Below are 12359 nucleotides of genomic sequence, written 5' to 3'. Positions count from 1 at the left end.
AAGTTTGAATCTTTAATTCAGCAATGAATGCCTTTGTATAAGCAAAGGCATTTTTTATTTCGCATTGTATCTAAAGCAGTCTGTTGTGTGATCATTAACCATGCCTGTTGCTTGCATAAAAGCATAGCAAATGGTTGGTCCAACAAAATTGAAACCTCGCTTTTTTAAATCTTTGCTCATAGCAGTTGCTTCATCGGTAAGAGCAGGAACTTCAGATAGGTTTTTCCATGCATTTTTAATGGTTTTACCACCTGTAAAGCTCCAAATGTATTTGTCGAAACTACCGAACTCTGCTTGAACTTTAAGAAAAGCCTTGGCATTTTTAATGGCCGAATTTATTTTCAGTTTATTCCGGATGATGCCTTCATTTTGAAGCAATTCATCCACTTTTCCTTGATCGTAATTGGCCACAATATTCGGATCGAAATTATCAAAAGCCTTGCGATAGTTTTCTCGTTTTCGAAGTACCGTAATCCAACTTAAACCTGCCTGTGCACCTTCCAAAATCAAAAACTCGAATAACATCTGATCATCATGAAGTGGCACACCCCACTCATTATCGTGATAATCGCAGTATAGTGGATCGTTACCTGCCCACTCGCATCTTATTTTTTCCATTTCTGTTAATTTTAAGAATTAGCTAAAGATAGAAAGAGATTTTAAGGATCAAATTAGGCGAAAGGGAATAATTGGCAAGCCTTCGGGAATAATTAACAATGAACGAAGCGTAAAGTTTTAGCATATTTGTACACAGACTTATAGGATTAGTAACATTTAAGATTGAAATGATGAAAGCAATAGAAAATGCAAAGGAATTAGAGAATTTACTCAAAAAGGATCATGCGATATTAATAGATTTTTACGCCGAAACTTGTCCTCCATGCCAGGCAATAATGCCAATTGTAGATAAGTTAGCAGGAGATTACGAAGGAAGGGTTGAGTTTCACAAGGTAGATGTGCATAAGTTTCCCGATTTAAGAACCAAGTATCAAATTGGTAGTATTCCTGCATTACTTTTTGTAAAGAATTCCAAAATTCTGGATAAATCGGTTGGCGTAGTACCCGAATCAGCATTGGTAGATAAGTTGGAGAGCTTAATAAAGGCATAATATATATGCAATTGGAATGATATAAAAAGTGCTGTTAACACTATGCAAATCGTATATAACAGCACTTTTTTAGAATAATATCGAAATTGTTTTTTGTTTAGAACTCTAGTGACATTGCAAAATCAACAGCTACTTTTTTACCACGTTGAGAACCAGGTTTCCAATCCTTCATTTTGGAAGTAATTATTTTCGCTGCTTCGGCAGCCACTTTATTTGATTTTTTCAAAATCTGAATATTGCTCACGTTTCCCTTAGGAGTTACAGTAAAGCCAACAGTAGCATTACCTTCTAACTTTTTACCTTCGAAGAAAAAGCTCTCCTTGATATTCGCAGATTGTTTTTTTACATGTTGTGCCAATCCGTAAAATCCTTGTGGATATTGCGGCATTTCCTCTACAATATAGAATACAGGTTCATCCGATTTTTTCATTTCTGGAGCTGGTGGTGGCGGTGGAGGAGGAAGCATTTCGCCTGCTTTTTTCAACTCTTTGGCATTAATTTCAATCACTTCTCGTTTCATAATGAAATTCACCTCCATTGGCTTATTGGTTTCTGGAAGGGTTGCCCTGGTAGCATCTGTTTGGTATCCAACAAAAGAAGCTACAAATGCAACTTTAGATCCTGCAGGTATTTCAATTTCATACTTTCCATGTCTGTCTGTAACCGTGCCTAAAGTACTGCCTTTTAATACCACAGAAGTTCCCGGCATAGGATTTCCATTCACATCTTTTACCGTACCTGTTACTTTAATTGCTTTTTGCTGGTCTTTTTTATCATCAGAATCAATTGCTTCCATGATAAAATCTTGCTTAAAATAACCAGAACCTGTTTCAGTGGATAAAGTGTTGGATTTTTGTTCATACCCAGGATGTATGGCAATTAAACCTCCACTTTCACCTACTGGCTTTTCAAATTCATATTTACCATCTGCATCAGTAATGGTTCCATGCGTACTTCCTTTTAGTATGATGGAGGCACCCTGAATAGGATTTCCATGCTCATCTTTAACTGTACCTTTAATTTTAGCAGGAACTTTTTTGCTTGTTTTAGGCTTTTCAACATTAGAAATCGTAATGGTATTTTCTTTCTTGTTTTTCACCTTAAACGGAACCTTAGAATCACTTATATCAAAGTTTGATTCATCATTCTTTTTTACTTCTCCTTTGTTCTTGTTAGATTTTACAGGATAAGTAAGAGTTGTTCCTCCTGGAATTGTAACTACAGTACCATCAGTTAAATTGTGTTCCAACTCCTTGTTGTCAGGAACTATAACCGTTTTGGTTTCTTTCTTTTTCTGTTCCTGTGCTTGCACTTTGTACTCAGGCTGAGCAAACGAGTACATCAATAATGTCAATACCGGCAGAAGCCAAATCATTCGGTACAATTTTCGTTTCGAACATTTTTCTTTCGTCATCATTTTAAATCGGGTTGGGCCGAGGGCAAAATTCAGGTGATTGGCCATGCCAATTACCTTTGTGCCCATTAGCTGGTTAATTAATATAGCCTGATACCTGACAGGTGATTGGCCCCGGGATAATACACCTTTGTCGGCCAGGTATTCATGGTTTTGTTTAATTGCACGTTCAAACAGCCAAATAAATGGGTTGAACCAAAAAAACACTGTTAACAGCTCTATAATGAACAAATCGATCCAATGACGCTCTTGAATGTGCACCTTTTCATGAGTTAAAATGTCATTTATCTCGTTTTGTTTAAAATATTCGGGATGAATTAAGATCCTGTTAAAGAATGAGAAAGGCATTTTATAAACCGTATTCTCATGCAACAGGTAATCGTCTATTTTCTTAGGAGTAGTTCTAAAAATAATCTGTATGGGTTTCCACGATTGAATCAGCAATCGAAGAAGAACCAAGGCAAAACCTATACTGTATACTGCCAATAGAATTCCCCAAATACTGATTGAGGAATCTTCAGGCTGCTGAACGATGGTGTTTGCAACATCACGCTGAAACTGATCCGCATATTCAGAGCTTTGCATTACTGCTGGAGCTTGCATTAACACTTCATACTTAAGGGGAAATGCTGCACAGATTATGGCCAGAACCACACTTGCCAGTAGAAAATATCGATTGGCCTTAAAGTGGGTTAAATTGCGTAACAACAACCAGTACAGAACATACATGATGCCTATGCTGACCGATGCTTTTATCAGAAAGTCAAAATAAACATTCATACTATTCGTTTTTGTTGTTGTCTTGTTTCATTTCCTCTTCGGCTTGTTTCATGATATTTTCCAAGTCCGAGATGTCCAAGTCGTTTTCCCGGGCAAAAAAGCTTGCCATTTTCGGAAACGAACCATTAAAGTAATTACGTAAGAGCGACGAGAATTGTACTTTGGTATAATCAGTTTTACTTACCATGGGGGTAAACAATTTTGTGTTGCCCACTTTGCGGTGTTTTACAAATCCTTTCTTTTCCAACACACTTAATACGGTTGCCACAGTGGTGTATGCAGGTTTCGAATCTTTAAAGTTTTCGATTACTTCTTTCACAGTTCCATCATGTAACTGCCATAAAATCTGCATGATTTGCTCTTCTGCTTTGGTAAGTGATTTGATATCCATATACAATTTCGATTATAATTCTACTACAAATATAGTAGAATGATTTTTAAATCCTACTATTTTTATAGTAAAAGTTCTATTTTAATAGTAATAAAAAGTCAAACACTTTAATAGTTGAACAGTCAAAACGTCCAATTAGCTACTTTCTTTTCCTGTGTAACTTGGCTTTAGCCAGTGACTTGAAAGGTGGAAAAGTAGAATGGTAGAAAAGTGGAAAAGTAGAAAAGTGGAAAAGTAGAAAGGTGGAAAAGTAGAAAGGTTTAATGGTGTATAGGGGGATTAGAGAATTTTGCTCTGTAGGAGCAATATCTTTGTAATCCAGGGTGAATGAGTGAAACGAATGCCACTCCAGGTAATGATTAGTTTAATTGTCGCGACTTTGTACTTTATTATGTTTTTTTGCTTCCTCGCGAGGGGTAAAGTCCAACAGTTGCATAGTCGAAGTATGTGTGTTGAATGGAAGGGGGGAGAGGCGATTCAAATCAAAACCATTATTCATTACACATTGTTAATTGTTAATTGTTAATTGTTAATTGAGAAAGGGACACCAATTGGTATCCCTTTCATCAATATCTATAATTGTAAATCTTATTTTTTCTTTTCAAGCACCTCTACCAGGTTGATATCGAAAATTAAGGTTTCGTTTGGACCAATTTTTTGGTTTCCATTTTCACCGTAAGCCAGCTTGGCAGGTACGAACAATTTCCATTCCGATCCTTCAGGCATTAGCTGTAATGCTTCGGTCCAACCTTTAATTACACGGTTTACACCAAAAGCAGTAGTATCGCCACGCTCTTTCGAGCTATCGAAAACAGTACCATCAATTAAAGTTCCGTGGTAAACACATTTAACACGATCGGTTAGTTGGGCAACTTTACCAGTGCCTTCTTTAATAATTTCGTATTGCAATCCGCTTTCGGTTTCTATTACTCCTTTGCGAGCTTTATTTTCTTCCAAGAACTTTTTTCCTTTGTTCAGGTTGGCCAATCCTTCCTCTTTTTTAAGAGAGTCTTTTTTTGCCTTTTGCTTTTCAAAAATCGTTCTTAAATAGATATCGGCACTCATTTTTGTAAAATACGATTTGCCATATGCCAACTCGTTTAGAAAGCCTTTGTAGAAAATATCCTCGTTTAAATCTTCGAACTGATTCTTTCTAAACTCCACATATCTTTCCGACAGTTTTGTTTTGGCAACAGCTTTGGCAAACTCAACCATAGCGGCAGTATCCATTTGGAAAGGCATGCGCTCGAAACTTTTCTTGTAGTTATCCGCTTCGATATAACCCAATGCATAGCTAACACTATCCACACTATTTTTAAACTTTAATTTACCCGATCGAGGTACTTTGTTACATGCACTAAAACATACAATAACAGCTAAAAAAGCAAGAATGATACTACTTCTTTTCATGTGTTTAAATTTTATTTAGGGATTAAAACTTGAATTTTTATTGCCTGTTATCTGCTAAGTGAATCCATTAAATACTCAGTTTATTACAGGCGTAGCGAATTTACAATTTTGAGCGAAAATTTAAAAATTCATATACAAAGCTCTTTGTGTGAAAATTATATTTTAAGATTTTTTAACATTATGGTGTTAATTAAAATGCTTAGCTTTAATTATACTATTGTAAATCAATAGTTGTAAATAAAATTCTTTACTCTTTAGTCTTAAGCGCGCTAGCAATATTGCCTGCGGACAATATTGCATACAGACTACCCTCTCATTACTTCTTTACACAGAAGTTACTACCCAAATTTTATTTAAAACTTTAACTTGTTATAAAATGGACGAAGAAAAGGCTTTGGAAGTATTAAAGCCAACAATTTTGGCAATACCCAACGATAGGGTGATTGCAATTACCGTTCCTGTAAATGTTTTGGTTCGTGAAACCTACGACACGGTAAGATGTGCTCGCGTTGATGCCGATGCTTTGGCAACCATTAATTATACGTCGGAAAAAACGGATAATTTGGAGCAAAGAGCAGGTGCATGTCAGGAGACCGAGTCGCTTTGGTTGGAAGAAAACCACTGTGTCAATAATGCCGAGGAAGATTGGGCAGCTTTAAGAGAGCAGGCCACCGAGGCAAAGTTCGATACCATTCATACTTTTAAGTATGCCTATCGAAACGTTGACAATGTAATGGATGCCATTTCGGATATTGACGATGGAAGTACGCATGCCGATACTTTGCAAGACATCAGCGATTTGGTTGTGTTGGGAAGAAAGCATCCTGAACCATTGCAAGCCATTAACTACAACCTAACTAAATTGGATGATTTGGAGAAGTTGGGTGTTGATGCCTCAAATGCACTGGCCATTGCCAACGAGAATCGTTTAAGTGGTAGCGAGGCCAAATTGTTACGCGATAAATCCTACACCTATCTTAAAGAAGGGCTGGATGAGTTACGCGCAGCAGGCAAATATCTTTTCAGAAAAGATGAAAAGAGGCTGAAACGCTACCAGAGTAAGTATTGGAAAAAAAGAAATGATGCTTACAAGAAGGAAACTAGCGAAGCGCCAGTAAATTAGCGAATGAATAGTATCATGATTAGAGTCCTGTTGTTAAACGGGACTCTTTATTTTGCAAAATTTCTATTTAAAACTTAAATACCGCGGTACGCTGTACCTTGATTTATCACATTGATTGCATCCTATAAATACTTCGGTGCGATGCACCTTTCTCAGGACAAAAGTATTGGTTAGGACTTTAAATCTACTGAAGCAGCAGAGCTGCGTAGTCTTTATAGCCTTAGTATTTGCCTATGAAAAAAGGTGCAGCGCACCGTGGCATATAATGCATTGAATGATCCTTCTTTTTTTGTAATTAATTTCTGAAAAATTGAAGAGGTATAATATTTAGTTAATTAAAATCCTCTGTAGCCCAGTATTTACCGATCGGAGTTAAGAAAATAGCATCTGAGTAGCTCAATTCCCCTTCGGAGTAAGCAAAATACCCTTTTGAGTAGCCCCAATACCCGTCTGAGTTAACAAATACCCCTTCTGAGTAGCTAAAATACCCATTTGAGTAAGCTGTTACCCCGTCTGAGTAGCCAAGATACCTATCGGAGTTACCAAAATTGGTGTCTGAGTTAACTCATATTAGGAAAGATTAAACTCAGAAAGGTAAAATCCTAACTCAAATTGGAAAAAAGATTACTCAGAAGTTAAAAGTTGGTACTCAAAAAGCAAAAGCCATAACTCATTAAGCAAGAATATTAACATGACAATAATCGTATTAGAACAAGAGAGTAGTTATTTATAATAATTCTAGCAAAAGTTTCATAAAATGATGAGGAATGGATAAGGGGGAATTGTTAAATTTAGTGCTTGGGTCTTGGGCTAAAAGAAAAATATGAATAAACTAACATTAGTAATTTCAATTTTTACATTATTGGTTTTTAATGTTTATGGACAACAAAAATCGATAAAGGGAATTGTAATTGATGAGAACTTAGAATTAATACCTAGTGTTACAATCTTTAATACAGATACGGTTGAAATAGGACAAACTAACATTGATGGGGAGTTTAATATAACCATCCCAAAAGATACCAATCAGTTAATATTTGCTTTTGTGGGAATGGAATGGTTAACTATTCAATTCGAGAGTAATTGTAATCAACTGGAGGTAATCATGATGTTTGATGCAATATATGACTTTATGACATTAAGAAGAGTAGATAGACTTAGAAAGAAGCGGTTCGATAAATTATCTGAAGTTCGTAAAAAGGCTTTTGGGAAAGGAATATTTAAAACGGACACGGTGAACTATAAGCAGGAATTTGTAAGGTATAGAGATTGAATAGTACATGAAAAAAGTAATATTAATAATAGGGTTGTTCTTATTGTTTTCCTGTAGAAATAATGACTGTTACATTGAAGAATCTTTGATATTTCTAAATCAAATAAAAAAAGAATTTAATGATAAATCTGGTCTGTTTTTAATTCATTCATATGGGGCATATCTTCCACCAATTATCACAAGTCAGGATTTGGAATCAGAGTTAGCCATGTATTTGGGAAAAGATGTTCGGAAAATAATAAAAGAGCAGAAAAAATTGTGTGAGAATTTTGAAAATCAAATGCTAATCGCAGAAAACCAAATTCCAATAAAAGAGTTTCATTTTTTTATGGAGGAGATGAAAAGTAAAAATCTTCCCTTTTGGGAGAATTTGGTTGAAAAATATAATTGTGTTTCCGGTATTTCTATCCCGATTTTTTCAGAGGATTACAAATATGCCTTTGTATATGAATATTCAATGTATGGCAGAGTAAATGGTGGAGGTTTATGCAGATTATATCAAAGAGAAGGGGAAAAATGGTTGTTGGAGAAGACTTTTAATGAATGGATAAGCTAGGGAGATTCCACTTTTAATTGGAGTTTTTCTGATTATGAATAATCACAAGAAGAATAAAATAAATAACTACTGATAAATGAGAAACCTATTACTACTAATTGCCCTATTAACTTCATGCAATGTTTTTGCGCAGAATAAACAAGCTACACTATATCTTAGAAATGGAGAAGTATTGAAAGGTTTGGCCAGAATGAAGGCAGATCAAACCGTAAAGTTCAGAAAGGATAAGGAAAGCGAACCAGTAATTTATAATTTTCGAACTCTGAGGGGCTTGAAAATAAACAAAACTCTGTCCAAAAGGGAGGATGTAATTTTACTTGGGAGTTTTACCACTTATAATAAGGATTTCTACACTTTTCATTACAAAATGATTAAAAAGAAAAGGTATACGACAAAACCCAAGTTGTTGCGATTACTTGTTGATGGTAAAATGGCATTGTATAGCGAAGTTTCTGCAGGAGCACCGCGGATGAGTTCATCAGGAACGGCTATGGGTGGAACTGCAGGTGCACCAGTTGAACGATTTTACATCTGTAATGAGAACCAAGACTTTGTTACTTACTTTTTGAGTGATGGTGGTGGAATTGGAAAAAGCTTTAAGAAGGCAGCTTTGGCCGTATTTAAAGATTATCCGAAAATAGCTGATCGGATTAAAGACAAAACCTACAAGAGACGTGATATTGTTGAAATGTTAGAGGATTTTAATCGAATTTATGGAAGTAGGAAATAAAAGTACTTATAAGCTACTAACTGCCACAAACCTGTAACTTGTGTTTATAACGAGATGGATAGAACAAAAATTATAGAAAACTTGGTTGTTGCCCTAGTATTAATTCTAATGTTAATGAAATTGGGAGTGGGAATTTACGAACAGGTAAATTATGTGCGAGCTTTTTATTCGGTGAATTATCTGTTTGAAAACCCTATGATCATCTTGAGATCAAATTTACTTTTCGATCCTATTATTTGCATGCTTGCCATAACAGGTGTATTCATACGCAAACCTATTGGTTTTGTGTTGATGCTAATACTGCCATCATTGATATTGTTTTACAGAACAATCCCGCTTTTATCTCCCAATTCTCAGTTTAGTTTTTGGGCATTAGTACTGCCTGTAATACTATTTGTGTTGATAAATTTGGGTGTAATGCAAAAAAGATATCATATAGCATCCACAACCAAACAGATGAAACTGAATGGAATTGCTTTGGTTATTGGTTTCTCTATTGCCTTGTTGATGTTCTATTTTAAGGGGAATTTAATGTGGTTTTTAGAGAATGCTTTAAACAAATAAAATTCAGAATGTCAGGTTTAAAAGAACTAGATGCTTTAAATTAGTAGGATCAACAAAACCTTTGAGTATGATACCGAAAGAATATACCAGAAAAAATCCTTTTGCACATGTAGTGATCCTTATTGGTATACTTTACCTTACGATTGCTTGTACCGATGAAAAACCGGAAGATGATTTTTTAGGTGAGGCATATAAATCGCTGCAAGGAGAATGGCAATGGATAAAAACCGAAAGTCCACGCACACGAAGCGAATTTACGCCAGAATCAGAAGGATACCAGGAAAGTATTGTGTTCAAAACAAACGATACGGTGGAGTATTATAGGGATGAGGAATTGAGTCACAAGTATCCATACAAACTAAAATACAGGATAGATAACTCGATGGATGCCAATAGTGATTCTACATTGGTTTTGGTCATCAATAATGGAACAGAGTCATTCTTTTCTACCGAAAATGATAGCTTAATCATCAACCAATCTTATGTGGATGGGCCTGTTACTTATTATGAACGAAAAAAGTAAATGTGACTTATTTTTAAATCTAATCCTAAATAAACCCTAAACCATATTCTTAATTCGATGAAAAATCTATTTGTAATCCTACTTGTGCTTTTTAATGCAAGTTATCTAAAGGCGCAGCGTACCCATAAAGAATTCAAATTAATAGATCCGGAACAAAAAATAGAAGGAAGCTTGTACAGTAAAATAGATTGGATTGATTCAAGAGTGGATACTACCAATCTAGGTTTCGTTCAACTTGGAATGTTTAATAATAAAGTGAAGGTAATTTGGGAAAAGCCTTTTACTAACCAGCTTAATGACATTCTAGATTCGTCAACAGTTGATAATTCTGGAAATGGAGAACTTCTACTTCAACTAAGAAAAATATCTTTTGCCGAGTTAACAAAAGCCACAAGCGAAAAAGGATATTTCTATATAAGAGCGATCCTTTATGCAAAAGAAGGTAATTCATACAGAAAATTAGCTTCTATTGATTCTTTGTCGCAAGTAAAAGGAATGGATGTAACCAAGAAGCTTTTAAGATTAGGAAGTAAAACCATCACGGATTTTATACAGGACAATTTAAAGAATGACAAGAAGGAGGAAATATTGTATTCTTACAATGATATTGTAGAGTTGGATAGCTATGAAAAAAAGGATTTGAAGCTTTATTGTACCAAAGAATACAAGGATGGACTTTACTATACATATGCAGCATTTAGAGATCAAATGCCTGATGAGCAGCCTACGATTAAAAGAAGAAAAGACAATAGTATTGCTTGGGTTAAAATTGAGGATGAAATAAAGGGACAGGTTAAAGTTAAATCAAAAGATGTTTATGCATTGGTAATTGATGGAAAACCACTTATTGCAACCAGGTATGGTTATTATCCACTGTATAAAAGCAAAGACTATTTTTATTTTGTAGGTGATATTCAATCTACAGCAAATGCCGGTGATGTAGTTGGAGCCAGTATGTTTTTTGGCGTTTTGGGAGCAATTATTGCAGCCGAATCGTCCAGATCGAACTATTTTATTGTCATTGACCACATCAATGGAGGTTTTGTTTTATATAAAGAATTAAAGGGATAAATGCAGTGTTTGATTAACATGCAAACAAGAAAAAATGAATTTACTATGGATAAGGATAACGCACCAATAATCACAGAACAAAGCTTTCTTGTAAATAGAGAACAAGTTTGGAAAGCCATTACCGATCCAATTGAAATGAGGCAATGGTTTTTTGCTGAAATGCCGGATCATAAGGCTGAAGTTGGTTTTAAAACCCAGTTTAATGTGGATGCTGGTGAAAGAGAGTTTATGCATTTGTGGAAAATTACTGAAGTTATTCCATTCGAGAAATTGGTTTGCCAATGGGAATATGAAGGATACGACGGGATTGCCATGGTGAGTTACGAACTGTTCGAAGAAAATGAAGTCTGCAAAATAAGAGTTACAGCAAGTGGAATAGATACCTTCTCAGATGATGTTCCTGAATTCAGAAGAGAGAGTTGTGAAGGTGGCTGGAAATATTTTATCAACCAGAGATTAAAGGAGTATTTGGAGGAATAATGAAGGTACTGATACAAAATCTTGGTAGATTGATATTATTTGTTCTTCTAACCATTATAACGCAAATAGGCGGATTGATCTACTTAATTGGCATTGTTTTAAGTAACAGAATTAAGTTTGCCTTTTGGGGTAAAAAACTAGTGGTTTTTATAGTTTTATATGTCACAGCAAGTTTTCTGATTGTTCCTATTGTTGCTCCATGGTTTGGAAGGGAGAAGATTAGAAATAATGATAATTTGCAAGCTGCAAGCTTTGCAACAGTATTATTGAATCGCAACTATGTTACTCCCGAAACCCATGAGTTTTTGCAAAATATTTCACGCAACCTGGCTGAAAAGAAACCAGAAGTAAAAGCTCGGTATTTGGATGCTTGTTTTCCATTTTTTGATGGTTTTCCTTTGTTACCACATTTGAGTCATAATGATGGCTGTAAGGTTGATTTTAGTTTGGTATATGAAGATATCAATGGACAAATCGTCAATAAAAGCAAGTCAATAAGTGGGTATGGAGTATTTGAAAATCCGTTAAGGAATGAGGTTGATCAATGTAAAGATTGTTTGCAAAAAGGATATTTTCAATATGATTATCCAAAATATTTAATTTTTGGAAGAATTAATGATGATTTAAAGTTTTCTAAAAGTGGAACCAATGCTTTAATTGAAGCAATTTTAAGTCAAAGAAAACTCACTAAAATGTTTATTGAGCCGCATTTGGAGCAGAGACTCAAATTAGAGGATAAAAGAGTTAGGTTTCATGGCTGCCGATCGGTAAGACATGACGATCATATTCATGTTCAGATAAATTAAAAAATCCGGGTCCCCACCCGGATTTCAAATCTAACCACTAAATTTAACCTAAATCTAATCTATGAAAAAAAACTTTTAAGGCTTTTTACAATACAAATATATGATTGCTTACAGCGAACTGGATTAAGC

At 35.0% G+C, this 12359-nt stretch carries 14 protein-coding genes; 10 read left to right on the top strand and 4 right to left on the bottom strand.

All coding sequences use genetic code 11. The annotated features are described in order from the left end of the window. Positions 1-54: 54 nt before the first annotated feature. Positions 55-618 carry a DNA-3-methyladenine glycosylase I gene (locus BXY64_RS12695; protein ID WP_120240359.1) on the bottom strand — a complete coding sequence of 188 codons (564 nt, stop codon included), beginning with the start codon at positions 616-618 and terminating at the stop codon, positions 55-57. 170 nt (positions 619-788) lie between these two features. Here BXY64_RS12695 and BXY64_RS12690 point away from each other — a divergent pair, with 170 nt between their 5' ends. After that, a complete protein-coding gene (locus BXY64_RS12690; protein ID WP_170150651.1) occupies positions 789-1109 on the top strand; it encodes a thioredoxin family protein in 321 nt (106 codons plus the stop codon). 97 nt (positions 1110-1206) lie between these two features. Here BXY64_RS12690 and BXY64_RS12685 read toward each other — a convergent pair whose 3' ends face one another. The 3 genes from BXY64_RS12685 to BXY64_RS12675 all read right to left on the bottom strand — a co-directional run bounded on the left by BXY64_RS12685 (position 1207) and on the right by BXY64_RS12675 (position 5104). Next, positions 1207-3303, bottom strand: coding sequence for a carboxypeptidase-like regulatory domain-containing protein (locus BXY64_RS12685; protein ID WP_120240357.1), 2097 nt, complete (start codon positions 3301-3303; stop codon positions 1207-1209). Position 3304: 1 nt separating this feature from the next. Next, positions 3305-3694 carry a BlaI/MecI/CopY family transcriptional regulator gene (locus BXY64_RS12680; protein WP_110360787.1) on the bottom strand — a complete coding sequence of 130 codons (390 nt, stop codon included), beginning with the start codon at positions 3692-3694 and terminating at the stop codon, positions 3305-3307. 588 nt (positions 3695-4282) lie between these two features. Then, on the bottom strand, positions 4283-5104 hold the full coding sequence (locus tag BXY64_RS12675; protein WP_120240356.1) for an FKBP-type peptidyl-prolyl cis-trans isomerase: 822 nt from the start codon (positions 5102-5104) through the stop codon (positions 4283-4285). Positions 5105-5480: 376 nt separating this feature from the next. Here BXY64_RS12675 and BXY64_RS12670 point away from each other — a divergent pair, with 376 nt between their 5' ends. The 9 genes from BXY64_RS12670 to BXY64_RS12630 all read left to right on the top strand — a co-directional run bounded on the left by BXY64_RS12670 (position 5481) and on the right by BXY64_RS12630 (position 12230). Next, a complete protein-coding gene (locus BXY64_RS12670; protein ID WP_120240355.1) occupies positions 5481-6227 on the top strand; it encodes a hypothetical protein in 747 nt (248 codons plus the stop codon). An 823-nt stretch (positions 6228-7050) separates the two neighbouring features. Beyond that, complete coding sequence (locus tag BXY64_RS12665) at positions 7051-7500, top strand: carboxypeptidase-like regulatory domain-containing protein (protein WP_120240354.1); 450 nt, start codon at positions 7051-7053, stop codon at positions 7498-7500. A gap of 7 nt (positions 7501-7507) precedes the next feature. Next, positions 7508-8056, top strand: coding sequence for a hypothetical protein (locus tag BXY64_RS12660; protein ID WP_120240353.1), 549 nt, complete (start codon positions 7508-7510; stop codon positions 8054-8056). Between the two features lie 76 nt (positions 8057-8132). Continuing rightward, positions 8133-8786: a hypothetical protein gene (locus tag BXY64_RS12655; RefSeq protein ID WP_120240352.1), complete on the top strand. Its 654-nt coding sequence runs from the start codon at positions 8133-8135 to the stop codon at positions 8784-8786. Positions 8787-8840: 54 nt separating this feature from the next. Beyond that, the gene (locus BXY64_RS12650; RefSeq protein ID WP_120240351.1) at positions 8841-9350 is read left to right on the top strand and encodes a hypothetical protein; all 510 of its coding nucleotides are present in this window, start codon (positions 8841-8843) and stop codon (positions 9348-9350) included. Between the two features lie 67 nt (positions 9351-9417). Further along, positions 9418-9873: a hypothetical protein gene (locus BXY64_RS12645; RefSeq protein WP_120240350.1), complete on the top strand. Its 456-nt coding sequence runs from the start codon at positions 9418-9420 to the stop codon at positions 9871-9873. A gap of 57 nt (positions 9874-9930) precedes the next feature. Beyond that, a complete protein-coding gene (locus tag BXY64_RS12640) occupies positions 9931-10944 on the top strand; it encodes a hypothetical protein (RefSeq protein WP_120240349.1) in 1014 nt (337 codons plus the stop codon). A gap of 45 nt (positions 10945-10989) precedes the next feature. Then, complete coding sequence (locus tag BXY64_RS12635; protein WP_120240530.1) at positions 10990-11424, top strand: SRPBCC family protein; 435 nt, start codon at positions 10990-10992, stop codon at positions 11422-11424. Beyond that, entirely contained in the window at positions 11424-12230 is an 807-nt protein-coding gene (locus BXY64_RS12630) for a hypothetical protein (protein ID WP_120240348.1), read from the top strand. Before BXY64_RS12635 ends, BXY64_RS12630 begins: the two co-directional genes overlap by 1 nt. Positions 12231-12359: the final 129 nt, after the last annotated feature.

The sequence above is a fragment of the Marinifilum flexuosum genome (genome assembly GCF_003610555.1).
GTDB lineage: Bacteria > Bacteroidota > Bacteroidia > Bacteroidales > Marinifilaceae > Marinifilum > Marinifilum flexuosum.
The sequence above is the reverse complement of the archived record's forward strand: the minus strand, read 5'-3'. Positions and strand labels throughout refer to the sequence as shown.

Excerpts from the sequence above, each read along its gene's own strand:
- BXY64_RS12695 (WP_120240359.1), bottom strand. The coding sequence starts at position 618 with ATGGAAAAAATAAGATGCGAGTGGGCAGGTAACGATCCACTATACTGC.
- BXY64_RS12690 (WP_170150651.1), top strand. The coding sequence starts at position 789 with ATGAAAGCAATAGAAAATGCAAAGGAATTAGAGAATTTACTCAAAAAG.
- BXY64_RS12685 (WP_120240357.1), bottom strand. The coding sequence starts at position 3,303 with ATGAATGTTTATTTTGACTTTCTGATAAAAGCATCGGTCAGCATAGGC.
- BXY64_RS12680 (WP_110360787.1), bottom strand. The coding sequence starts at position 3,694 with ATGGATATCAAATCACTTACCAAAGCAGAAGAGCAAATCATGCAGATT.
- BXY64_RS12675 (WP_120240356.1), bottom strand. The coding sequence starts at position 5,104 with ATGAAAAGAAGTAGTATCATTCTTGCTTTTTTAGCTGTTATTGTATGT.
- BXY64_RS12670 (WP_120240355.1), top strand. The coding sequence starts at position 5,481 with ATGGACGAAGAAAAGGCTTTGGAAGTATTAAAGCCAACAATTTTGGCA.
- BXY64_RS12665 (WP_120240354.1), top strand. The coding sequence starts at position 7,051 with ATGAATAAACTAACATTAGTAATTTCAATTTTTACATTATTGGTTTTT.
- BXY64_RS12660 (WP_120240353.1), top strand. The coding sequence starts at position 7,508 with ATGAAAAAAGTAATATTAATAATAGGGTTGTTCTTATTGTTTTCCTGT.
- BXY64_RS12655 (WP_120240352.1), top strand. The coding sequence starts at position 8,133 with ATGAGAAACCTATTACTACTAATTGCCCTATTAACTTCATGCAATGTT.
- BXY64_RS12650 (WP_120240351.1), top strand. The coding sequence starts at position 8,841 with ATGGATAGAACAAAAATTATAGAAAACTTGGTTGTTGCCCTAGTATTA.
- BXY64_RS12645 (WP_120240350.1), top strand. The coding sequence starts at position 9,418 with ATGATACCGAAAGAATATACCAGAAAAAATCCTTTTGCACATGTAGTG.
- BXY64_RS12640 (WP_120240349.1), top strand. The coding sequence starts at position 9,931 with ATGAAAAATCTATTTGTAATCCTACTTGTGCTTTTTAATGCAAGTTAT.
- BXY64_RS12635 (WP_120240530.1), top strand. The coding sequence starts at position 10,990 with ATGGATAAGGATAACGCACCAATAATCACAGAACAAAGCTTTCTTGTA.
- BXY64_RS12630 (WP_120240348.1), top strand. The coding sequence starts at position 11,424 with ATGAAGGTACTGATACAAAATCTTGGTAGATTGATATTATTTGTTCTT.